This is a genomic window from Mycobacterium sp. IDUB_9 (assembly GCF_055419505.1).
The window spans coordinates 115,714-135,930 of the sequence record NZ_JBVAXU010000001.1; the positions used below are offsets into that span (position 1 = coordinate 115,714).

The 20,217-nt window shown below is 67.0% G+C and carries 25 protein-coding genes; 15 read left to right on the top strand and 10 right to left on the bottom strand.

The genetic code is table 11. The features are described from left to right. Positions 1–86 precede the first annotated feature (86 nt). Positions 87–542 (bottom strand): SRPBCC family protein, encoded by a 456-nt coding sequence (locus ACZY08_RS00635; RefSeq protein WP_463742689.1) that lies wholly within the window; start codon positions 540–542, stop codon positions 87–89. 37 nt (positions 543–579) lie between these two features. After that, entirely contained in the window at positions 580–1,164 is a 585-nt protein-coding gene (locus ACZY08_RS00640; RefSeq protein WP_463742690.1) for a TetR/AcrR family transcriptional regulator, read from the bottom strand. A gap of 21 nt (positions 1,165–1,185) precedes the next feature. Between ACZY08_RS00640 and ACZY08_RS00645 the strand changes: the two genes are divergently transcribed. From ACZY08_RS00645 to ACZY08_RS00655, 3 genes are read left to right on the top strand one after another with little or no spacing between them, the layout of a single operon-like run. Then, positions 1,186–1,575 carry a hypothetical protein gene (locus ACZY08_RS00645; protein WP_463742691.1) on the top strand — a complete coding sequence of 130 codons (390 nt, stop codon included), beginning with the start codon at positions 1,186–1,188 and terminating at the stop codon, positions 1,573–1,575. Continuing rightward, on the top strand, positions 1,572–2,066 hold the full coding sequence (locus ACZY08_RS00650) for a hypothetical protein (protein ID WP_463742692.1): 495 nt from the start codon (positions 1,572–1,574) through the stop codon (positions 2,064–2,066). The genes ACZY08_RS00645 and ACZY08_RS00650 overlap by 4 nt, the downstream gene beginning before the upstream one ends. A gap of 60 nt (positions 2,067–2,126) precedes the next feature. Further along, a complete protein-coding gene (locus tag ACZY08_RS00655) occupies positions 2,127–2,576 on the top strand; it encodes a DUF1707 domain-containing protein (protein ID WP_463742693.1) in 450 nt (149 codons plus the stop codon). Between the two features lie 5 nt (positions 2,577–2,581). Here the strand turns inward: ACZY08_RS00655 and ACZY08_RS00660 are convergent, their stop codons facing one another. Continuing rightward, positions 2,582–4,015 carry an FAD-dependent oxidoreductase gene (locus tag ACZY08_RS00660; RefSeq protein WP_463744094.1) on the bottom strand — a complete coding sequence of 478 codons (1,434 nt, stop codon included), beginning with the start codon at positions 4,013–4,015 and terminating at the stop codon, positions 2,582–2,584. 150 nt (positions 4,016–4,165) lie between these two features. Between ACZY08_RS00660 and ACZY08_RS00665 the strand changes: the two genes are divergently transcribed. From ACZY08_RS00665 to ACZY08_RS00700, 8 genes are read left to right on the top strand one after another with little or no spacing between them, the layout of a single operon-like run. Continuing rightward, positions 4,166–7,048 carry a Na+/H+ antiporter subunit A gene (locus ACZY08_RS00665; protein ID WP_463742694.1) on the top strand — a complete coding sequence of 961 codons (2,883 nt, stop codon included), beginning with the start codon at positions 4,166–4,168 and terminating at the stop codon, positions 7,046–7,048. Then, the gene (locus ACZY08_RS00670; protein ID WP_463742695.1) at positions 7,045–7,509 is read left to right on the top strand and encodes a Na(+)/H(+) antiporter subunit C; all 465 of its coding nucleotides are present in this window, start codon (positions 7,045–7,047) and stop codon (positions 7,507–7,509) included. The genes ACZY08_RS00665 and ACZY08_RS00670 overlap by 4 nt, the downstream gene beginning before the upstream one ends. Beyond that, complete coding sequence (locus ACZY08_RS00675; RefSeq protein ID WP_463742696.1) at positions 7,506–9,107, top strand: Na+/H+ antiporter subunit D; 1,602 nt, start codon at positions 7,506–7,508, stop codon at positions 9,105–9,107. The genes ACZY08_RS00670 and ACZY08_RS00675 overlap by 4 nt, the downstream gene beginning before the upstream one ends. Before the next feature lie 2 nt (positions 9,108–9,109). Beyond that, positions 9,110–9,652 (top strand): Na+/H+ antiporter subunit E, encoded by a 543-nt coding sequence (locus ACZY08_RS00680; protein ID WP_463744095.1) that lies wholly within the window; start codon positions 9,110–9,112, stop codon positions 9,650–9,652. Then, positions 9,649–9,948 carry a monovalent cation/H+ antiporter complex subunit F gene (locus ACZY08_RS00685; protein ID WP_463742697.1) on the top strand — a complete coding sequence of 100 codons (300 nt, stop codon included), beginning with the start codon at positions 9,649–9,651 and terminating at the stop codon, positions 9,946–9,948. Before ACZY08_RS00680 ends, ACZY08_RS00685 begins: the two co-directional genes overlap by 4 nt. After that, complete coding sequence (gene mnhG / locus ACZY08_RS00690) at positions 9,945–10,298, top strand: monovalent cation/H(+) antiporter subunit G (RefSeq protein ID WP_463742698.1); 354 nt, start codon at positions 9,945–9,947, stop codon at positions 10,296–10,298. The genes ACZY08_RS00685 and mnhG overlap by 4 nt, the downstream gene beginning before the upstream one ends. Continuing rightward, on the top strand, positions 10,285–11,199 hold the full coding sequence (locus ACZY08_RS00695; RefSeq protein ID WP_463742699.1) for an SAM-dependent methyltransferase: 915 nt from the start codon (positions 10,285–10,287) through the stop codon (positions 11,197–11,199). The genes mnhG and ACZY08_RS00695 overlap by 14 nt, the downstream gene beginning before the upstream one ends. Beyond that, positions 11,196–11,963: a hypothetical protein gene (locus tag ACZY08_RS00700; protein ID WP_463742700.1), complete on the top strand. Its 768-nt coding sequence runs from the start codon at positions 11,196–11,198 to the stop codon at positions 11,961–11,963. Before ACZY08_RS00695 ends, ACZY08_RS00700 begins: the two co-directional genes overlap by 4 nt. Positions 11,964–12,118: 155 nt before the next feature. On the opposite strand, the gene ACZY08_RS00705 is transcribed toward ACZY08_RS00700, so the two are convergent. Further along, complete coding sequence (locus ACZY08_RS00705) at positions 12,119–12,925, bottom strand: alpha/beta fold hydrolase (protein ID WP_463742701.1); 807 nt, start codon at positions 12,923–12,925, stop codon at positions 12,119–12,121. An 18-nt stretch (positions 12,926–12,943) separates the two neighbouring features. After that, positions 12,944–13,570 carry an LON peptidase substrate-binding domain-containing protein gene (locus ACZY08_RS00710; RefSeq protein WP_463742702.1) on the bottom strand — a complete coding sequence of 209 codons (627 nt, stop codon included), beginning with the start codon at positions 13,568–13,570 and terminating at the stop codon, positions 12,944–12,946. Between the two features lie 61 nt (positions 13,571–13,631). Between ACZY08_RS00710 and ACZY08_RS00715 the strand changes: the two genes are divergently transcribed. Next, positions 13,632–14,633: an Lrp/AsnC family transcriptional regulator gene (locus ACZY08_RS00715; protein ID WP_463742703.1), complete on the top strand. Its 1,002-nt coding sequence runs from the start codon at positions 13,632–13,634 to the stop codon at positions 14,631–14,633. Here ACZY08_RS00715 and ACZY08_RS00720 read toward each other — a convergent pair. Genes ACZY08_RS00720 through ACZY08_RS00740 form a run of 5 tightly spaced genes read right to left on the bottom strand, consistent with a single transcriptional unit; the run spans position 14,611 to position 17,697 of the window. Then, positions 14,611–15,024 carry a hypothetical protein gene (locus ACZY08_RS00720; protein ID WP_463742704.1) on the bottom strand — a complete coding sequence of 138 codons (414 nt, stop codon included), beginning with the start codon at positions 15,022–15,024 and terminating at the stop codon, positions 14,611–14,613. The two genes, ACZY08_RS00715 and ACZY08_RS00720, sit on opposite strands and share 23 nt — an antisense overlap. 11 nt (positions 15,025–15,035) lie before the next feature. Further along, positions 15,036–16,166 (bottom strand): glutamate--cysteine ligase, encoded by a 1,131-nt coding sequence (locus ACZY08_RS00725; RefSeq protein WP_463742705.1) that lies wholly within the window; start codon positions 16,164–16,166, stop codon positions 15,036–15,038. Then, a complete protein-coding gene (gene sodC / locus ACZY08_RS00730) occupies positions 16,147–16,857 on the bottom strand; it encodes a superoxide dismutase[Cu-Zn] (protein ID WP_463742706.1) in 711 nt (236 codons plus the stop codon). Before sodC ends, ACZY08_RS00725 begins: the two co-directional genes overlap by 20 nt. Before the next feature lie 9 nt (positions 16,858–16,866). After that, the gene (locus tag ACZY08_RS00735) at positions 16,867–17,337 is read right to left on the bottom strand and encodes a LytR C-terminal domain-containing protein (protein WP_463742707.1); all 471 of its coding nucleotides are present in this window, start codon (positions 17,335–17,337) and stop codon (positions 16,867–16,869) included. 48 nt (positions 17,338–17,385) lie between these two features. Next, positions 17,386–17,697 (bottom strand): DUF3263 domain-containing protein, encoded by a 312-nt coding sequence (locus ACZY08_RS00740; protein ID WP_217154878.1) that lies wholly within the window; start codon positions 17,695–17,697, stop codon positions 17,386–17,388. 138 nt (positions 17,698–17,835) lie between these two features. Here ACZY08_RS00740 and ACZY08_RS00745 point away from each other — a divergent pair, with 138 nt between their 5' ends. From ACZY08_RS00745 to ACZY08_RS00755, 3 genes are read left to right on the top strand one after another with little or no spacing between them, the layout of a single operon-like run. After that, positions 17,836–18,429, top strand: coding sequence for a peptide deformylase (locus ACZY08_RS00745; RefSeq protein WP_463742708.1), 594 nt, complete (start codon positions 17,836–17,838; stop codon positions 18,427–18,429). Between the two features lie 8 nt (positions 18,430–18,437). Further along, on the top strand, positions 18,438–19,343 hold the full coding sequence (locus tag ACZY08_RS00750; RefSeq protein WP_463742709.1) for an N-acetylglutamate synthase, CG3035 family: 906 nt from the start codon (positions 18,438–18,440) through the stop codon (positions 19,341–19,343). Between the two features lie 18 nt (positions 19,344–19,361). Further along, the gene (locus tag ACZY08_RS00755; protein WP_463742710.1) at positions 19,362–20,174 is read left to right on the top strand and encodes an exodeoxyribonuclease III; all 813 of its coding nucleotides are present in this window, start codon (positions 19,362–19,364) and stop codon (positions 20,172–20,174) included. Positions 20,175–20,217 lie beyond the last annotated feature (43 nt).

Consider the following 20,217-nt stretch of genomic DNA (forward strand, 5'->3'; position numbering starts at 1 on the left):
GGCGGGCACCACGACACCACTCGCCGAGCCGGGCCTATTGAGGTGGCTATCGAGACTGCTTCGGCAGTGAGACCGCCCGGCGCCCCCTATGTTTCTGCGAGCGCCGCCATTCGGTCGATCGAGGCCTGCAGCTTGTCCGCAGTGGTCGCGCGGGCACGAACCAGCCGCTTCTCGTCGGTCAGCTGGGACCAGTCGTAGGTATGGGTGACCAGAGTTCGGTTGTCGCCCAACGGTTGCAACTCCCAGCGCCAGAGGTGGCCGGGTGGCTCCTTGCCGACCTCCGACGGCCGCCAGGCGATACGCCGGCCTTCTTCGAACTCCACGATGTGGTTCTCGCGGTCACCGCCCTGCTTGATCGTCAGGACGAACACGTCCCCGACCGCACGCACCCGCTGCCCGGACGCGGCCTGCGCCAGGTTCTCGTTGCCGTCCCAGCGGGGCTGTTGGGCCGGGTCGGCGATGAGCTCGAAGATGAACTCTGCCGGTGCGGAGATCTCACGACTGGCTGCGACCACCCGTGAGCCACTGGACTCAGAATCCATACGCCTGACCATACCCACAGATCGACGCTGAACCGATTCACTTCACGGTCAACAACTTCCGAATCGCGTCGGCCAGGTCTTCCTCCATCCAGGCCGGCAGGGCAGCATCGTTGGCGTGGCGTCGCACCATCGCATAGGGCAGATCGACGACGGCCCGCGACATGGCGTCCATCGTGCGGGCGTCGTCGGCGCCGTAGATACCGCGCGCCAACTCGCGCAACCGCTCGATGAGTGGCGTGTTCATCGCTGCCAGCGTCGCGGTGAACTCCGCATCGGGGGCGCCGTCGAGCAGGTCGCTGGGCCGGATGGTCAGCAGCAACCGGGCGTCGTCGGGAACGTCACGGGCGAAGACGACGGCAGCGACACCCATCGCCACCGCGGCCTCCACCGCGTCTCCCCCGGACGCCGCCATCGCGCGGGACTGAAACCGTTCCAGCGCCCGCAGCCAGGCCGCGGTCAGCACACCGTTTCGGTTACCGAACCGGTGATACAGCGTGCCCGCCGGCGCCCCGCTGACCTTGGCAATCGCCGCAACGCTTGCGGCCCTGGGCCCTTCGGCGAGCACCAACGCCCGGGTCGCATCCAAAATCGCGTCGGTTTCATGCTTCCGCGGAGGCGCCATGATCTAGTACAGTCCTTCTATATGGAATGTTTACCCTATATTGATGAGCATGCCATAACCCTCGATGCGGATGCGGCCACGACATGGGCCGCCGTCCTGCGCACGATGTGTAGCGATCCTGCCGAGCCGCGCGCCCCGTTCGGGTTCGCCATCGGCGAGTGCACGCCGCGTCAACGCCTGATCCTCAAGGGGCGTCATCCCTTCTCGATCTACAAGTGGGTCTTCGAGCTGGACGAGCTCGGTCCGCACTGCACCCAGGTGCGGTCACAAACCTGGGCAGCCTTCCCGGGCATCCACGGAAAGATCTACCGCACCCTGGTGATCGGCTCCGGAGCCCACGTGGTGGCGGTGCGCCATGCGCTCAAACGCATTGCGGGGCAACTGCGTCCGCGGCCAGGCCTCGCGGCGTGATCCTGAACTGGGGCGCGACCGAAGGCGAACGCGCCACCCCCCTTCCGTGCGACGCGCTGTCCCCCGGCGCCAAAGTCTCCGCGGACCGCGCGATCACCATCCACGCACCGCCTGCGACCGTGTTCGGCTGGCTGTGCCAGCTGCGCGTCGCGCCCTACAGCTACGACCTGCTGGACAATTTCGGTCGACGCAGTCCACGAACGCGTGACCCGGAACTGTCCCGCCTCGAAGTCGGCCAACGCTTCATGCAGATCTTCACCCTGCACTCGTTCGTCGACGACGAGCACGTGACGCTGCAATCCGGGAAGGTCACCGTCACCTACGCAGTTCGGGGCCACGCGGAAGGCAGCCGCCTGCACGTGCGGGTGCGCTTCGGTGGTCCGGCGATCACCGGCCGGGCGCTGGCACTGGGCGACGTGGTGATGATGCGTAAACAGCTGCTCACCTTGCGCGAGCTGGCCGAGCAGGAAGCCATCCGGCCAATATCTTGACGGTGACTAGTTACAGTGGCATAGTTCAACTTGTCACTGACTAGATTCACGGGAGTTGAGATGGCCGACACCGCCCTACACACCGTTGAAACAGCCCGGGCCGGCGACCGGGAGCGCGCACGGACCGCGAATGACCTCGGTCAGGCCCTCACCCAGGGCTACCTCACGATGCCCGAGTACGAAGATCGGTTGCAGTCCACGTTCCAGGCGCAGACCGCCGACCAACTGCACCGGCTCGTCGCCGACCTCCCCCTCAGCCGGCTACGACGTCACGATCCCCGACGTCACGCCGCCCAGCAGCGGGCCGCCCGGATGAGCGTCACGATCCACCTGGCCGCCTACCTTGCCGGCGCCCTGCTGATGCTCGGCATCTGGCTTGCCGTCGGACTCGGCGGTGGCGGCTGGTACTTCTGGCCGGTCTGGCCGATCATGGGCTGGGGCATCGGCGTTGCGTCACATGCCATTCCGGTATGGGCACACGCCCAGGCGCACTCCATCCCCGTCACGTAACGCGGTCAGCCGGCGGCCGACGTCCAGTGCGTGATAGCCGCACGCACCTCCGCCGCGTCCGGCAGCCGCTCACTGGCCCAGGCCACATAGCCGTCGGGCCGGATCAGCACCGCGTCGGGCAACTCGGGCCGATTGTCGATCGCCTGCACCACATCCGCGTCACCGACATCCACCGGAGCAGCGGTGACGAGTACGAACTTCTCGCCGCGCAAAAGCTCGTACAGCCTGGGCCCGCCACAGTTCACGTCGGCCATGCGGCGACCCACGAGCCAGTCTTCGTCCTTCGACCGCGGATACGCGATGCCGATGCCGCTGAGCCGCTCGGCCACAAAGCGTCGGGCGCGCGGAATGCGTAATACCGTCCCCAACACGAGCACGCGCAGCCGACGCGTCGCGGCCGAACTCAGGACGATCTGGTTGAACGTATCGGTCAACCGCAGCACCGCGGCACCCACTGGATGGCGCTCGCGTTCATAGCTGTCCAGCAGCCACGACGACGCATGCCCTCGCACCGCCAAAGCCAGCTTCCAGCCCAGATTGAACGCGTCGCCGAGCCCGGTGTTCATGCCCTGCCCGCCGAGCGGCGAATGCACATGCGCGGCGTCGCCCGCGAGGAACACGCGCCCCGAACGGTAGTGGCGGGCCTGGCGGCGCTCGCTGAGGAACCGCGAACTCCACCGCATCTCACTCATACCGAAGTCATCCCCCGCGATGCGTCGAAACGCCTCCCGCATCTCCTCCAACGTCACCGGTTCGTCCAGCGGCGCCTGTTCCCTCAGCCGGTCCCACCCGATGGCGCGGAACCAACCGTCGCCGAAAGGCACGAACAGCACCACCCCTTCCGTGCCGGTCCGGGCGAACAGCGTTTCCTCGGGAGGTGACGCCAACCGCACGTCGGCGAGCAGGATGTGCGTTTCGTACTGTTTGCCGGCGAAGTCGATCCCGACCAGTCGTCGGACCGTGCTGTGGGCCCCGTCGCAGCCGACCACGTAGTCGGCGCTCAGGCTCTCCCCGCCCGCCAACTCCACGCTCACCCCGTCGCCGTCCTGGCGCAGCCCCACCACCCGAGCACCGCGGCGCACCGTGACGCCCAACTGCGCCGCCCGCTCCTCCAGTACGTGTTCGGTGCCGCTCTGCGGAACGATCAGCACCATGCCGAACCGGGTCGGCAGCTCCCGCAGATCCAGCGTGGCTCCGCCGGGCGGTGCCACTTCGTGCACCTCGACTCCCCGGCTCAGCAACTCATCGACCAGTCCTCGGCCGTCGAGCAGTTCGAGCGTTCGCGCGTGCACCGCGAAGGCCCGGGTGATGTTGGGCGTCGAGTCCCGTTCATCGACCACCGTGACCGCCGCCCCGCCGAGCGCGAGCTCACAGGCCAGCATCAAACCCGTCGGCCCGGCGCCGACCACCAGAACACCTTTGGTTGCCAACAGATTCACCTCCGTAGCGCGTTGGTGACTCTGCAGGCTGATGGTAGCCACAACGGCCCACGTAGAATGCGGGAAAAGCCATAGCCACCCATGCCGATGCTCTTCGCGACAAGCGCTCATCGGTAGCCGACACCCCGACCCCAACCCGATCGGAGTGCCATGCTCGCCGTTCTGCTCGCCCACGCGGTCGCCACCGCGCTGGCGCCACTTCTGGTGGCCAGATGGGGACGGATGGCGTTCTATCCGCTGGCACTCGTCCCGTTGGGCTCGCTGGTTTGGGTGGCCCTGAACTGGCCCAACGCTGAGCGTGTCCCCACCCTGAACATCCCGTGGGTGGACGGGCTGTCGATGAACATCACGCTGCGCTTCGACTCCCTCGCGGCGATCATGAGCGTGCTGGTCCTAGCCATCGGGGCGCTGGTCCTGTTCTACTGCGGCGAGTACTTCCATCACCACGACGGAAAGATCGAGAAACGCCTGCCCAGCTTCGCGGCCGAGTTGGTGGCGTTCTCCGGCGCCATGTTCGGCCTGGTGATCAGCGACAACATGCTGGTTCTCTACATTTTCTGGGAAACCACGACGGTGCTGTCGTTCCTGCTGGTCGGCCACTACGCCGAGCGGGCCACCAGTCGGCGGGCCGCCACCCAGGCGCTGTTGGTGACCACGTTCGGCGGCCTGGCCATGCTGGTCGGCATCGTCGTGCTGGGCAACATGGCCGGCACCTACCTGCTGTCGGAGTTGATCGCGGCGCCGCCCGGCGGGACGGCCGCCGCGGTCGGGGTGGCGCTGATCCTCGTCGGCGCGCTGTCGAAATCGGCCATCGTGCCACTGCACTTCTGGTTGCCCGGTGCCATGGCCGCCCCCACCCCGGTGAGCGCCTATCTGCACGCCGCGGCCATGGTGAAGGCCGGGGTCTACCTGGTGGCCCGGATGACGCCCGGGTTTGCCGAAACGTCGTTCTGGCGTCCCATGGTGGTGGGCCTGGGGCTGCTGACCATGCTGCTGGCCGGCTGGCGTGCGGTCCGTGAATATGACCTGAAACTGATCCTGGCGTTCGGCACGGTGAGCCAGTTGGGTCTGATCACCGTGATGGTCGGCGCGGGTGGCAGCGACATGATGCTGGCCGGGCTGGCCATGCTGTGCGCGCACGCGATGTTCAAGGCGGCGTTGTTCATGGTGGTCGGCGTGATCGACCACGCCACCGGGACCCGCGACATCCGCCGGCTGGCCGGGCTGGGACGCCGCCACAGACCGTTGTTCGCCATCGCCATCGGGGCCACCGCGAGCATGGCGGCCCTGCCCCCGTTCTTCGGGTTCGTCGCCAAGGAAGCCGACTTGGAGACGGTGGCGCACAGCCCCGCTCTGGGCTCCGCCGCGCCATATGTGTTGGCCTGCATCGTGATCGGCTCGGTGTTCACCACCATCTACAGCCTCCGGTTCATGTGGGGCGCATTCGCCGCCAAGGGAGCGCCGGAACCCAGCACCCGGGTTGCCGAAATGCGCCGTCCCTCAGCCACTTTCCTGACCGCACCCGCGCTGCTCGCCATCGCCGGCCTGGTCTTCGGGTTGTGGCCCGCCGGAATGGACGCAGTGCTCGACGAGTACGCCAACACCATGCCGGGCGGCTCGGGCTACCACCTGGCACTGTGGCACGGGCTCGGCCTCCCGCTCCTGCTCTCGGTCATCGTGCTGGCCGTCGGTACCGCCGTGTTCTTCGGGCGGAACAGGTTGCCCCGGGCGCAGCTGACCTACCAACCGCTGGGCAACGCCGACCGCATTTACGACGCGACGATCCGTGGCCTGGACGTACTTTCGCTGCGGCTGACGGGGTCGACGCAGCGCGGTTCGCTGCCGGCCACGCAATCGGTGATCCTGTGCACGCTGGTGGGTTTGCCCGTCGCGACGCTGGTTCTCGGCCCTCGCGACCATCCGGATTTCGCGCTGTGGGACTCGCCACTGGTCGTGGTGGTCGGGTTGCTGATGCTGGCCGCTGCGTTGGGCGCGATCGTGATGCGCAACCGTCTGGCCGCGGTGCTGCTCGTCGGTGTGACGGGCTACGGGTGCGGCGCGATCTTCGCCTTCCACGGCGCACCCGATCTGGCGCTGACCCAATTCCTGGTCGAGACACTGGTTTTGGTGATCTTCGTGCTGGTGCTGCGGACACTTCCGGCCGAGGCCGATGCCGCAAACATCAACAGTCACCGAATTCCGCGGGCTCTGCTGGCCCTGGCGGTCGGCGCCGCCGTCACGTCTCTGGCGGTCTACGCGATGGCCGCCCGCACCGGGGCCGGTATCGCCGAGCTGTTGCCGGATGCCGCCTACTACCGCGGGCAGGGCGCCAACACCGTCAACGTGCTGCTGGTCGACATCCGGGCCTGGGACACGATGGGCGAGGTCATGGTGCTGCTCGTCGCCGCGACCGGCGTGGCTTCACTGGTGTTCCGGCACCGCCGGTTCGGCGCCGCCCCGCGGGTCAGTACGGCCGCCGGGCAGCCCGACATCGGACCGGTCGGCGCCTACACTCCGGCCATCGGCGATATCACCTGGCTTCGCGGTTCAGAAATGCGTGATCCGCGGTACCGGTCGCTGGTGCTGGAAGTGGCCACCAGGGTGATCTTCCCGCTCATCATGGTTTTGTCGGCCTACTTCTTCTTCGCCGGGCACAACACCCCCGGCGGCGGCTTCGCCGGCGGGCTCACCGCAGGGCTGGCGCTGGTGCTGCGATATCTGGCCGGCGGACGCTATGAGCTCGGCGAAACGCTTCCGTTGGATGCGGGCAAGATCCTGGGCACCGGGCTGGGGCTGTCGGCCGGGACGGCCGTCACCTCGATCCTGCTGGGCGCGCCCGCGCTGTCCTCGGCGGTGCTGCAGTTCGACATTCCGGTGTTCGGCCACGTGAAGCTGGTGACCGCGCTGTTCTTCGACCTCGGTGTGTATCTCATCGTGGTCGGCCTGGTGCTCGACGTGCTGCGCAGTCTCGGTGCACGGGTGGACGTGGAAACCGCCGCTGCCCCCGCAACCTCGAAGGCGGTGGCGCGATGACAACCGTCCTGATTCCGTTGATCCTCATCGGCGGACTGACCAGCGCCGGGGTGTACCTACTGCTCGAGCGCAACCTGACCCGAATGTTGTTGGGCCTGTTGCTCGTCGGCAATGCGGTCAACCTGCTGATCCTGACCGTCGGCGGGGCAGGCGGCAATCCGCCGATCCGCGGACGCACCAGCGACGGCGCCACCACCACGGCGGATCCGCTGGCACAGGGCATGATCTTGACGGCGATCGTCATCAGTATGGGCATCGCGGCCTTCGTCCTGGCGCTGGCGTACCGGTCCTACCGGTTGACCACGGTCGAAGAGGTCAGCAACGACCCCGAGGACACCCGCGTCTCGCAGCGGGCGGATGCGGAGGAAACACACGAGGAGATCCCCCAGATCGACACCCTCCGCGACACCGATGCGCCCGACGAGCTCGACGCGCTGCCCGGGTTCGAGGGTTCGAAATGACGGCCCAGGCGTTGATCCCGCTGCCGGTGCTGATCCCGGCACTGGCAGCGGCACTCACGCTCGTCGCCGGGCGTCGTCCGCAGTTGCAGCGGATCATCACGCAGGTCGCGTTGACGGCCGTGGTCGCGGTGTGCGCGGCGCTGCTCTACCTCGCCGACCGCGACGGCACCCTGGTGCTGCACGTCGGCGGTTGGGGGCAGACCGTGCCGGGCATGGGGCCGCTGGGCATCACTCTCGTGGTCGACCGGCTCTCGGCCCTGATGCTGGTGGTGTCGTCGATCGTGCTGCTGGCGGTGGTCGCCTACGCCATCGGGCAGGGTATCCGCGACGGCGACGAACGCCAGCCCGTGTCGATCTTCATGCCGACCTACCTGGTGCTCTCGGCCGGCGTCTGCACGGCGTTCCTGGCCGGCGACCTGTTCAACCTGTTCGTGGGTTTCGAGGTGCTGCTGTCCGCGAGCTTCGTGCTGCTGACCATCGGCGCCAGTGAGGAACGGGTCCGGGCCGGCATCTCGTATGTGATGGTGTCGATGGTGTCGTCGCTGATCTTCCTGATCGGCATCGCCCTGGTGTATGCCGCCACCGGCACGCTGAACCTGGCGGAGCTCGCCGTGCGCCTCGACGATGTGCCCGCCGGTACCCGCAACGCACTGTTCTCGGTGCTGCTGGTGGCGTTCGGCATCAAGGCGGCGGTGTTCCCGCTGTCGACGTGGCTGCCCGACTCGTACCCGACGGCGCCGGCGCCCGTGACCGCGGTGTTCGCCGGGTTGCTGACGAAAGTCGGTGTGTACGCGATCATCCGGGCCCATGCGTTGTTGTTCCCCGGCGGCAGCCTCGACGCGGTGCTACTGGTGGCCGGGCTGCTCACGATGGTCATCGGCATCCTGGGCGCCATCGCGCAGAGCGACATCAAGCGGTTGCTGTCGTTCACCTTGGTCAGCCACATCGGCTACATGGTGTTCGGTGTGGCGCTGGGCAACCAACTGGGCATGTCCGGTGCGATCTATTACGTCGCCCACCACATCGTCGTGCAGACCACGCTGTTCCTGGTGGTCGGACTGATCGAGCGGCAGGCCGGGGCATCCACCTTGAACCGGCTCGGCGGGCTGGCCGCGGCCAGCCCGGTTCTGGCGTTCGTGTTCGTCGTCCCCGCCCTCAATCTGGGTGGTATCCCGCCGTTCTCGGGCTTCATCGGGAAGGTGGCGCTGATGGAGGCAGGCGCCGAGAACGGGTCGGCGCTGGCGTGGACGCTGGTCGCCGGCGGCGTGGTCACCAGCCTGCTGACGCTGTACGTGGTGGCGCGGGTCTGGACGAAGGCGTTCTGGCGGGCGCGGGCCGACGCTCCCGAGGGGCACCTGGCCGGGGCGGCGCCCGCGGTGCTGCTCGACGACATCGAGGACATCGAGTTCGCCGACCGCGACAGCGTGGGACGGATGCCCGCGGGCATGCTGGTGCCGACGGCCGCATTGATCGCCGTGGGATTGGCGCTGACCGTTGCGGCCGCACCGATCTTCGCCTATACCGAACGCTCGGCGGCCGAGGTGCTCGACCGTGGGCAGTACGTCTCGGCGGTCCTGGGAGGTACGGCGCACCCATGAGCATGAGACACCTCGCGTTGCGCATCTGGCTGTTGTGCTTCCTGATGCTGGTCTGGGTTCTGTTGTGGGGCCATGTCACGGTCGCCAATGTGGCGAGCGGGCTGATCATTGCGGCGGTCATCATGGTGCTGCTGCCGTTGCCTTCGGTGCCCGTCGAAGGCAAGCTACATCCACTGTCGCTGTTGAAACTCGTTGTGCTGGTGGGCTATTACCTGGTGCTGTCGTCGTTCCAGGTGGCTTGGATGGCGATCCGGCCGGGCCCGCCGCCGTTGGTCGCCGTGCTGCGCGCGAACCTGCCCGCGCTGAAATCGGATCTGGTGCTGGCCCTGGCGGTCAACATCTTCAACCTGATCCCCGGATCGATCGTGCTGGAGATCGACCAGGCCCGCCGCATCCTCTACGTTCACCTCATCGACGTCGGCTCGGAGGCCACCGTGCAGCGGTTCTACCGTCAGGTCGAGCAGGTCCAGCGGTTGCTGGTCGCGGCCTTCGAGCGGGAGAGCGACTGGCGGCCGTCACCTGAACAGGAGGCGGGGCGCGCATGACCATTGTCTGGATCATTGCCGCAGTCATGTTGACCGCGGCCGCCACGATCACCATGTTCCGGGTGCTGGCCGGGCCGAGCACCCTGGACCGGCTGGTGTCCCTGGACACCCTGATCGCGGTGACGATGTGCGGTATCGGCACGTGGGCGGCGTTCAGTCTGGACACCACGGTCACCTACAGCCTGACGGCGCTGGCATTGATCAGCTTCGTCGGCTCGGTGAGCGTCGCCCGGTTCCGCGTGCCCGACACCGACGATCGGCGGCCGGGCCTGCGGTCACGGCGGGAGCAACGATGAACATTCTCGACATCATCACCGCGGTGCTGATTCTGAGCGGGTCCACGCTGGCGTTGACCGCAGCGATCGGCGTGGTCCGATTTCCCGACACGTTGTCGCGCATGCACGCCGCCACCAAGCCGCAGGTACTAGGTCTGCTGCTGGTGCTGGCGGGTGCGGCGATCCGCCTGCGCGGGCACGCCGATATCGGCATGGTGATCCTCACCGGGTTGTTCACCTTGATCACCGCACCGGTGGTCGCCAACCGGGTCGGACAGCTGGCTTATCGCGAGCAGAACATCCGCGATGATCTGCTGACCCGCGACGAGATGGCCGAGTTCGGGGAGACTGGTGGCGATGGCCAGAACTGACGACGACAGCTGGGATATCACCGAGAGCGTGGGTGCCACCGCGCTCGGGGTGGCGATGGCCCGCGCCAACGAGACCGCGGCGGAATCCCCGTTGTTCACCGATCCGTATGCACGGATGTTTCTCGATGCCGCGGCCGCGCGGGGCTGGCGTCCGCCCACCGGCGCGATGGCCCAGCGGATCCGCGCCATCGGCAATTACGCCGCTTCGCGGACCAAATGGTTCGACGAGTTCTTTGTCGCCGCAGGCGCAGCCGGTATCCGTCAGGCGGTGATCCTGGCCGCCGGCCTGGATGCCCGTGCCTGGCGGTTGCCGTGGATCCACGACAGCGTGGTGTTCGAGATCGACCAGCCGCAGGTACTGCAGTTCAAGGAGAACGTCCTGGCTGCGCATCGGGCGACGCCGAAGGCCCTGCATGTCGCGGTCCCGGTCGATCTGCGTCAGGATTGGCCGAAGGCCTTGCAGGACGCGGGTTTCGACGCCACCCAGCCCACGGCATGGTCCGTCGAGGGGCTACTGCCCTACCTGCCCGCCGATGCACAGGACCTGCTGTTCGAGCGCATCACCGAACTTTCCGCGCGGGACAGCCGGATCGGGGTCGAGGCGTTCAGCGCCGGGTTCTTCTCCGAAGATCACCTGGCACGCCGCCGTGAGAGCATCGAGAAGATGCGCGCCGAGGCAGCCGAAGCCGGCGACGACATGCCCGATCCCGAGCAACTGTGGTTCATCGAGGACCGCGCCTACGTCCCCGATTGGCTCGGCGAACGCTGCTGGGATGTGTCGGCGCTACCTGCCGACGATCTGATGGCGCGCTACCACCGTTCGCTGCCCGCCGACACCACCGAGGGCACCATGGCCACCGAATTCGTCGAAGGCATTCTGACCGAGCCATATTCGCGGTGACGGGGCTTCGGCAGCCGGAGAATTGGAAGAACCGGACAGCCCTGATCGTCATGGCGTTCGTGATGATCGGCGGGATGGGTGTCTACTGCGTCGCCATCACGCTCAGCGCACTGGAGCGCGACGACGATGTCTACGCCACGGTCGCCGCCGGTTTCGCCGTCACCGTCTGGAGCCTGCTACTGGGCAGCACCCTCGGCTTCATCGGGACGACCAGGCTACGCGGGGTATCGACGGACGCCGGAACCACACTTCGGGCCAACCCCGCGGTGCAGTGGTTTGTGGGGATCACCGCGATCAGCTTCCTGTACACCTCGGTGCTCTACCTCGTCTGTGCGCAGGAGCGAGACGACCTGCCGTTCATGGACCCGAACAACCCGGGGGACGCCACCACGATCATGACAGTGCTCCTCATCGGCACGGTGATCGGTATCGTGTGGTTCCTCGTGAAGGGCCGAGCGGCAAGCCTGCGTCTCGGCCCGGACGGGGTCACCTATGTCGACGGCTCACGCTCACACAGTGAATCCTGGGACGGCATCATCGATATCACCGACGTCCCACCGCACCGCAACTCGCGCCGGCCGATCTGCCTCATCCGTAGGGACGATCGGCCGGTCGTCGTCGAAAACGCGAATATCTACGCGCCCGGCGGCGCGGCCCTGTATTGGATGGTGCGCCACTATTGGCGGCATCCGGAGCGCCGAATGGAACTAACCGACGGCCGCGCGCTGGAGCGGCTCGAAAGCGCAGACTTCGTTCCCGAATAGCGGTCGGCCATGGGGATGTGTCGGGTATGTCCGACGCCGGCCCCTGTGACGAGCGTGCAGCGTGTTGTCCGCGAAATTTGCAAATCTGGGTGAAAGCCTGCACGTTCGCCACAACAACCCGCACAGCACTTCTGAACCTGACCCGACGCGACGCGTCACACGGTGGCAAAGAAGCTCTGAAGCTCCTCGGCAATACGTTCGGGCACCATGGCGGTGGCGAAGTGGGACTGGTCAGACCAAACGACTCGCTCAGCGTGTGGGAGTACCGCCGCCAGGCGGTCCATTCCTTCCGGCAGAGGCGGCCAACTCAGGCCGCCCTGCATGAGCAACACCGGCACGGTGACGGCCGCCCACCGGTCGACGTCACGTCCGTCATGGGCCATCGCTTCCAGGTCTGCACCAGCAGACAGCGTGGTGATCCGGCCTGTTTCTTCGCTTTCGACGTCGAACGAGGCCGCCTCCACCAGTTCAGAAGGAACGCAGGCGACCTCGCGGGCGAAAAGCTCCAGCGCCTCCGGATAACGGGCTTCCGTGCACAGCCGCCGGTAGCGGCCCAGGACCGGCAACAGGTGCGCACCGGACAACAACAACAGGGGCGGCTCGAACAGCGCCAGGGAAGCGATGCGTCCGGAGTCGGCGACCGCGGCGTGAAGGGCGACTGTCGCCCCGAAGGATCCGCCGACGACGTGCGCGCCCGTTCCGGACGCATCGGTGACCGACCTCAGCACGCACTCCAGATCCGCGGCCTCCACCACGAAACTGTTGGGCGGCGTACCAACTGCGCTCGGTGGGTGGTTTCGGCGCGCATACCGCACGACCTGGTGACCGGTCAGGCGTCGACCAATGTCGGCCCAGGAATCCAGGCCGCCGTTGGACCCGTGCACGAAGACGACCGGAGCTCCGGTTCCTGTCGTCTCCAACGCCAGATCGGTGCCGTCCGAGGTTGTCAGCACAGAAGCCATACTCTGAGTATTACGCGGTCAGTCCGAGAGCTGGAACTCCACCATCGCGGTGACGGAATCCACGGCCTCGCTGAGCACCTCCACACGGGCGGCATCCGACGGCGCGGCCAACAGTGAATAGCGGTCGGCCTGCCCCATGGGTAGCCGAGCAGCCAAGGCGTACAAGCGGTTCCCCGGGTCGACGCCGGCGGATTCCACGATCTCGCGGCTGCGGATCGGCGTGCCACGGGCCTCACCGATCCGGTCGAGCAGCGCCACCATCCGGTCTTCGACGTCGCTGATGCGGGCGGTGTCCACCGGGTCGCCCGGTTCATCGGGCCAGAGTTCGATCTCGGCGCGGGGATACGGATCGTCGTCGAGCCAGCGCTGCACCCGAATTCGCTCACCCATCACACACAGCAGCCGGTATTTGCCGACCCCGATCTCCTGGCAGTCGACGATGTTGGCCAACGCCCCGACGTCGCACCGACGGTCACCGCCGCCCACCTCGCGACCGGCCGAGATCAGAACCACCCCGAAAGACGGTTCCGACATGGCCATACAGTCGTTCACCATGGCCACATAGCGCGGTTCGAAGATCCGCAGTGGCAGTTCCTGACCGGGCAGCATCGCCACTTCGAGGGGAAACATCGGTGAGACTGTCATGGGGTCAGAATCGTCCTCGCCTCCGGTTTGGTCAATGAGCACGAGCCGGTAGCCTCGGGTGATGCCACCATCAGCGGAGCTTGAGATAGCCCGCACGCTGCTCTCTGATCCTGGCTACACCGACCTCGACGCGGTCGACCGCCAGTTGATCGAACTGCTGCAGGCCGACGGCCGCCTTCCCTACGCAGAGTTGAGCCGTCGGGCAGGCATCACGGAAAAGACTGCGCGCCGCCGTGTTTCGCGATTGTTGGGCGAGGGGTACATGACCATCGCCGCCGTCACCGATCCGGCCGTCCTGGGGTTCGGCGCGCTGGGTCTGGCCATGCTGACCGTCGATGGATTGCGTACACCGGTCGAGCTCGCAGCGGAGCTCGCCCACTTGCCCGAAGCGGATTACGTGACGGCCACGACGGGTCCGTACGGAGTGGTACTGGAGCTGGTCTGCACCGACGCCCGGGAACTGCACGATGTGGCCTTCGGACGGATCGCGACGCTGCCGGGGGTGCGCTCGGTGGAGGTGCTCCCCTACCTGCGGCTGCACTATCAGCAGGCCCGGCTGTCCGGTGCGCTGACCGGAGGTGCGGTGCGGCCGCGTCCGCTCGATGACATCGACCGAGCGATCCTTGCCCGGCTCGCCGTCGACGGCCGTGCCGCTTTCCGCGACTTCGCTTCAGCGCTGGGCTTATCCGAGACCACGATCCGTTCGCGCTACGGCCGGATGGTGGATACGGGCGCGGCCCGGGTGATGTGCATCGCCAACCCGCTGCGCCTCGGCTATCGCCACAGCAGCTGGGTGGCGATCCGCACCGACGGCCGGGCCGGCGCGCAGAAGGTCGCCGAAGCGCTGACGCGCGTGGAGACGGTGTCGTATGTGGCGCTGACCGCGGGGCGTTGGGATGTCCTGGCCGAGGTGGTGACCGCCCGTGACGAGGATCTGCTCAACGTGCTCGACGAGAGCATCCGTGGACTCGACGGCGTCACCGCGATGCAGGCCTGGCCTTATATCTCAGTGCACTACAAGGCAATTCATCCCAGGGATGTCAGCCCGGCACCTTTTTGTTGATCGCATCGACCACGGTGGCATCCCGGTCGCCCAGAACGCACATGGCTCCGATGAACGACGTCCAGATGTACGGATTCTTCTTCATTCCCGCGTAGCCGTTCTTCACCAGTAGCTCGACCATGCCGAGCTGGCCGGCCTCGTCCATCGACGAGTACTCGCGACACGTGGTCGACATCCCGTTGGGCGGCGGGGTGCCGGCTTTTCCACTGGTCCCCGGAGGCGGGAAAGCCGGGGTCGACGGCGCCGCCGTACTACTGGGCCTGCGCTTGGTGGTCGTGGGAGTGGAGATCCCGGTCTGATCGGGATCGGCCATGGGCGTTCCGGCCGTGACGGTGCTGCAGCCCGAAAGGGCAAACCCCGCCACCACAATCCCCGCCACGATCCGCCGCATAACCCTCATCCTCACAGTTGGAGTTCGCTCACCAGGGCGTCAACGACTTCGCGCAGGTCGCCGTCATTCTCTTCGGCCACGCGACGCTGCCGTTGATAGGAGCCGCCGCCGCGGTAGATATCGGTCACCGAGGCGAGCTCGTCGGAGCATCCCAGCGACTTGGCAACCGGCTCAAGGTGATTCAGCAGTTCGTCGAGGTCTTCGGTGACCAGCCGCTCATTGCTGTCGGCGTCGAGGATGATCACCGCGTCCAGGCCGTAGCGGGCGGCACGCCACTTGTTCTCCTGCACATGCCACGGCGGCATGGTCGGCAACTGTTCACCCGCGTCGAGCCTGCGGTCGAGGTCGACGATCAGGCAGTGGGTCAGCGCGACCAGCGCGCCGAGCTCACGTACGTTCGACACGCCGTCGAAGATCCGCACCTCGATGGTGCCCAGATGCGGCGAGGGCCTGATGTCCCAACGAATCTCGTTGAGGTGGTCGATGATGCCGGTCTTCTTCTGATCGTGGACGAAGCCCTCGAACTCGGACCAGGCCTGGAACTGGAAGGGCAGGCCCGCTGTGGGCAGCTGCTGAAACATCATCGCGCGGTTGCTCGCGTATCCGGTGTCCTCGCCGTCCCAGAACGGTGAGGACGCCGAGAGCGCCAGCAGATGCGGGTACTGATTGAGCAATGAGGAGATGATCGGCATCACCTTGTGCGCCGACGAGATCCCGACGTGCACGTGCACACCCCAGATCAGCATCTGCCGGCCCCACCACTGGGTGCGCTTGATCAGCTCGGCGTACCGCGGCGCATCGGTCAGCTGTTGCGCCGACCATTTCGCGAACGGGTGGGTGCCCGCGCAGAACAACTCCATGCCGCGGTCGTGCACGATCTTGCGCACGGGGCCCAGAGTGGCGCGCAGGTCATCCATCGCCTCACCGGTGTTGTCACAGATTCCGGTGACAATCTCAATGGTGTTGCGCAGTAACTCCTTGTGCACGTGCGGGGTCTCACCGACTTCGGCGATCACCTCTGCGGCGCCGTTGCTCAGGTCACGAGTGTCGGCGTCGACGAGAGCGAACTCCCACTCGACACCGACGGTGGGCCGGGGCGACCCGGCGAAATCGATGCGGCTGTCAGCCTGCGCCGATAACACCGCACGCCACCCGGCTTCCGGCGTCGCCGGTGGCAATGGTCGCCTGATCGGGGCCGGGAGCGCCGCCGACGACCTGCTGGTACTTCTCCGGCGGAATGTTGGCGAAGTTGTCCGCCTTCTCGTGGATCATGATCGCGGTCTTGGTGCCGGCCAACAGATCCTCGGCGGTGAACGCGTCGGTGGTGGTCACCAGCTTGCCCGAGCCGTCTGCGCGGATCTGCAGCGAGCTCAGGTCACCGCTGGAGGGATGACCGCTGTGTCCGGACACCTGGAAATGGCCACCGGCGGAGTTGAAGTCACCGGGCGCACCGCCGGTGGGGGCCACCGAGTTGGCTTCGCACTTGCCGACGGAGTGGATGTGCAGACCGTGGAATCCCGGAGCCAGCTTGCCCGGGGTGGTGGTCTCGACGGTCACGGTCGCGAAGCCGTCCGCGAACTGGAAGTCGGCGGTTGCCACGGCCGTGCCGTCGGCGGTCTTGAGCTCTGCGGTCAAGGTCTCGCCGCCGGTGGTGCCCTGAGCACCGTGCCCGCTGCCGTGCTCACCGGGAGCGGCCGAGGGCGAAGGCGATCCAGTCCAGATCGCCGGGGTGGTACCGGGCGTGTCGGAGGGCACCTGACCGGGAGGGCTGCAGGCGCTCAGCGCAACAACAGGGGCAGCGAACAGGACGGCAACACTGACGGACTTCAGCATGCCCAAAGCCTAGCCGGTGACTACCACGATCACGCCCGGTGGTTGCTCGAGAAGTTCGGGGCGCCGGGGTTCGACGGGCGCCTGGATTGCCTTGCCCACGGCCTCGGCGGCTTCCTTCTCACCTGAAGTCTCACCGAAGAACACCGTGGTGCCGGCAACACCTTCAAGTGTCAGGTTGCCGGTGTCGGTGACATTCCAGTGCGCCTCACGCAGACGATTGGCGGTGGTCTCGGCGGCACCTGGGACATCGGAGATGTTGTACACCCGCACGTCGGCCTTGGCCTCGGGGGCGGGTTCGGCCTTTGCCGATGTCTTCGTGGTGGTCGTCGCGCTCGTGGTGGCCACGGACGACGACTGGTCCGAACTGTCGTCGTCGGAGCCGAGCGCCTGGAAACCGACCAGCAGGAACACGACCCCGAGGAACAACAGCACCATCACCATGGCGCGCACGGGCAGCCCGGAGGAGTCTCGCTGATTCATCGCCACCACTGTATCGAGCGAACGGCCCGATGCCTCACCGCGTGACCTTTAAGTGGTGATATCGAAGCCGAGTCGCCGCGCAGCACGTGCCTTCTGCCGGGTCGCGCGCATTCTCCGCAGCCGCTTGACCAGCATCGGGTCGGCGGCCAGCGCCTCGGGGCGGTCCACCAACGCGTTGAGCACCTGGTAGTACCGCGTGGCCGACATCGAGAAGAGCTCCTTGATCGCGTCTTCCTTGCTGCCGGCGTACTTCCACCACTGGCGTTCGAAGGCCAAAATATCGTGCTCGCGCCGGGTGAGCCCATCACCCAGGTCAGAGTCGTCCCCGGATTGCTCAGTCCGCGCCATGGCGCCGTCCATATTGCTCCCTGGACCCTTCCGACACGTGAGAAATAACATCGCTGTGGTTCGGCGATTATTCAACCACGGCTTGCTGGGTTGAGCTGACACATAAACCCGCGAGTCGGGTGAGAAGGATTGCCACCTTAAGCTTCACCCATGGCCGTCGTACCGATTTGCATCGTCGGAGATCCCGTTCTGCACACACCGACCGAGCCGGTGCCCGTCGGCCCGGACGGCTCGCTGCCCGCAGACCTGCCCGAGCTCATCAAGACCATGTTCGACACCATGGACGCCGCGAACGGCGTTGGCTTGGCGGCCAACCAGATCGGCGTGGCCAAGCGGTTGTTCGTCTACGACTGCGCCCCGACGCGCGGCCAGACCACGCGCCGCCGCGGGGTCGTCATCAACCCGGTACTCGAGACGTCCGAGGTTCCCGAGACGATGCCCGACCCCGACGACGACGAGGAAGGCTGCCTGTCCGTGCCGGGCGAGAATTTCCCGACCGGCCGGGCCGACTGGGCACGCGTCACGGGCCTGGATGCCGACGGTTCGCCGGTCACTCTCGAGGGCACTGACTTGTTTGCCCGGATGCTGCAGCACGAGACCGGACACCTCGACGGATTTCTCTATATCGACCGCCTCGTGGGCCGGCACGCGCGGGCCGCGAAGAAGACCGTCAAGCGCAACGGCTGGGGTGTTCCAGGGCTGTCCTGGACGCCGGGCGAGGTCCCCGACCCGTTCGGTCACTGAGGCCGCCGATGCCTGAATTACCCGCGCTCGGGTCGCGGGTCAGCCTGCGCTATCAGCTGCCCGTCGGGTCGGCCAAGCCACTCACCGACGTCATCGGGCACCTCGAACAGCTGGAGCCGACGGTGGTGATCCGCACCAAGGACGGCGAGATCGTCGACGTGGCGCCGGCCGACATCGTCAGCGTGCGCGAGTTGTCGCATGCCCCGGTGCGGGCCTCGGAGATCCGCGCGCTCGAGCATGCGGCGGCACTGGCGTGGCCGGGAGTCGAGCAGCACTGGCTGGGCGGCTGGCTGCTGCGCGCCGGCCACGGTGTCACCAGCCGCGCCAATTCGGCGATCCCGTTGGACATGTCGGCGCAGATCGCCGATCTTTCCGCGGTGCGCGACTGGTACCGGGAACGTGACCTGCCGGCCTGGCTGGCCCTGCCGGAGCGGCTGCTGCCGATACGTACCCCGGGGGTCAAGCCGACCCGGGTGATGGTGCGCCCGCTGGATTCCCGGTCCGGGCCCTCGCCGAGCGTCACGCTGGCGCAGCAACCGGACGCACAGTGGTTCCAGATCTACGAACGCGAGGTCCCCGCCGATGTCCTGACCGCCGTGGTCGACGGGCGGCTGACCTTCGCGTCGGTGCCCGGTTGCGCCGTCGGCCGGGGTGCGGTGACGAGCGCTCCGGATGGCGCGGCCTGGCTGGGCATCTCGTCGGTTCGGGTCTCCCCCTCCCATCGCCGGCAGGGCCACGCCCGGGCAGTGTGCGAGGCGCTCTTGACCTGGGGCGCCGAGGCGGGTGCCGGGCAGGCCTACGTCCAGGTGGAGGTCGACAACCACGCCGCCATCGCCTTGTACACGGCACTGGGTTTCCGGCTGCACCACCAAACCCGTTATGTCGCGGCCGACGATGTCCTCGGCTCACGCTGACCCGTAGTCTCTACCTCCATGCGCCTGGCCACCTGGAACGTCAACTCGATCCGAACCCGAGTGGACCGCGTCGTCGACTGGTTGGAGCGTGCCGACGTCGACGTGCTGGCGATGCAGGAAACCAAGTGCACCGACGCGCAGTTCCCGATGATGCCGTTCGCGGCGTTGGGCTACGAGGTGGCCCACGTCGGGCTCAACCAGTGGAACGGCGTGGCCATCGCGTCGCGGGTCGGCCTCGACGACATCGAGATCGGGTTTCCGGGCCAACCCACCTGGAGCAGCAAGCCCGAGGAGGAGGCCACCGCCGAGGCCCGCGCACTGGGGGCCACCTGCGGCGGGGTGCGGGTGTGGAGCCTGTATGTGCCCAACGGTCGCACGCTGGCCGACCCGCATTATGCCTACAAGCTGGATTGGCTTGCCGCCCTGCGGGATACCGCAGGCGGTTGGCTGAAGGAGGATCCGGAGCAGCCCATCGCGCTGGTTGGCGACTGGAACATCGCGCCCACCGACGAAGATGTCTGGGACATGGCGGCTTTTGACGGCCGCACCCATGTGTCCGAGCCCGAGCGGGCCGCCTTCCGTGCCATGAACGACGCCCAATTCACCGATGTGGTGCGGTCTTTCACGCCGGGGCCGGGGATCTACACCTACTGGGATTACACGCAGCTGGCGTTCCAGAAGCGTCGCGGTATGCGCATCGACTTCATCCTCGGCTCCCCCGGCCTGGCCGCACGCGTCACGCACGCCGAGATCGTGAAGGACGAACGCCGCCCCAAGAAGGGGACCACCGCGCCCAGCGATCATGCCCCGGTCGTGGTCGATCTCGGCTGACACTGTCGGCCGTCGCGGGGCGGTTACCATTGGCCCGACGGGA

Bases quoted from the DNA above. Each gene is read 5' to 3' on its own strand.
- ACZY08_RS00635 (WP_463742689.1), bottom strand. From the start codon at position 542: ATGGATTCTGAGTCCAGTGGCTCACGGGTGGTCGCAGCCAGTCGTGAG.
- ACZY08_RS00640 (WP_463742690.1), bottom strand. From the start codon at position 1,164: ATGGCGCCTCCGCGGAAGCATGAAACCGACGCGATTTTGGATGCGACC.
- ACZY08_RS00645 (WP_463742691.1), top strand. From the start codon at position 1,186: ATGGAATGTTTACCCTATATTGATGAGCATGCCATAACCCTCGATGCG.
- ACZY08_RS00655 (WP_463742693.1), top strand. From the start codon at position 2,127: ATGGCCGACACCGCCCTACACACCGTTGAAACAGCCCGGGCCGGCGAC.
- ACZY08_RS00665 (WP_463742694.1), top strand. From the start codon at position 4,166: ATGCTCGCCGTTCTGCTCGCCCACGCGGTCGCCACCGCGCTGGCGCCA.
- ACZY08_RS00670 (WP_463742695.1), top strand. From the start codon at position 7,045: ATGACAACCGTCCTGATTCCGTTGATCCTCATCGGCGGACTGACCAGC.
- ACZY08_RS00675 (WP_463742696.1), top strand. From the start codon at position 7,506: ATGACGGCCCAGGCGTTGATCCCGCTGCCGGTGCTGATCCCGGCACTG.
- ACZY08_RS00680 (WP_463744095.1), top strand. From the start codon at position 9,110: ATGAGACACCTCGCGTTGCGCATCTGGCTGTTGTGCTTCCTGATGCTG.
- ACZY08_RS00685 (WP_463742697.1), top strand. From the start codon at position 9,649: ATGACCATTGTCTGGATCATTGCCGCAGTCATGTTGACCGCGGCCGCC.
- mnhG (WP_463742698.1), top strand. From the start codon at position 9,945: ATGAACATTCTCGACATCATCACCGCGGTGCTGATTCTGAGCGGGTCC.
- ACZY08_RS00695 (WP_463742699.1), top strand. From the start codon at position 10,285: ATGGCCAGAACTGACGACGACAGCTGGGATATCACCGAGAGCGTGGGT.
- ACZY08_RS00705 (WP_463742701.1), bottom strand. From the start codon at position 12,925: ATGGCTTCTGTGCTGACAACCTCGGACGGCACCGATCTGGCGTTGGAG.
- ACZY08_RS00710 (WP_463742702.1), bottom strand. From the start codon at position 13,570: ATGACAGTCTCACCGATGTTTCCCCTCGAAGTGGCGATGCTGCCCGGT.
- ACZY08_RS00715 (WP_463742703.1), top strand. From the start codon at position 13,632: ATGCCACCATCAGCGGAGCTTGAGATAGCCCGCACGCTGCTCTCTGAT.
- ACZY08_RS00720 (WP_463742704.1), bottom strand. From the start codon at position 15,024: ATGCGGCGGATCGTGGCGGGGATTGTGGTGGCGGGGTTTGCCCTTTCG.
- sodC (WP_463742706.1), bottom strand. From the start codon at position 16,857: ATGCTGAAGTCCGTCAGTGTTGCCGTCCTGTTCGCTGCCCCTGTTGTT.
- ACZY08_RS00735 (WP_463742707.1), bottom strand. From the start codon at position 17,337: ATGAATCAGCGAGACTCCTCCGGGCTGCCCGTGCGCGCCATGGTGATG.
- ACZY08_RS00740 (WP_217154878.1), bottom strand. From the start codon at position 17,697: ATGGACGGCGCCATGGCGCGGACTGAGCAATCCGGGGACGACTCTGAC.
- ACZY08_RS00745 (WP_463742708.1), top strand. From the start codon at position 17,836: ATGGCCGTCGTACCGATTTGCATCGTCGGAGATCCCGTTCTGCACACA.
- ACZY08_RS00750 (WP_463742709.1), top strand. From the start codon at position 18,438: ATGCCTGAATTACCCGCGCTCGGGTCGCGGGTCAGCCTGCGCTATCAG.
- ACZY08_RS00755 (WP_463742710.1), top strand. From the start codon at position 19,362: ATGCGCCTGGCCACCTGGAACGTCAACTCGATCCGAACCCGAGTGGAC.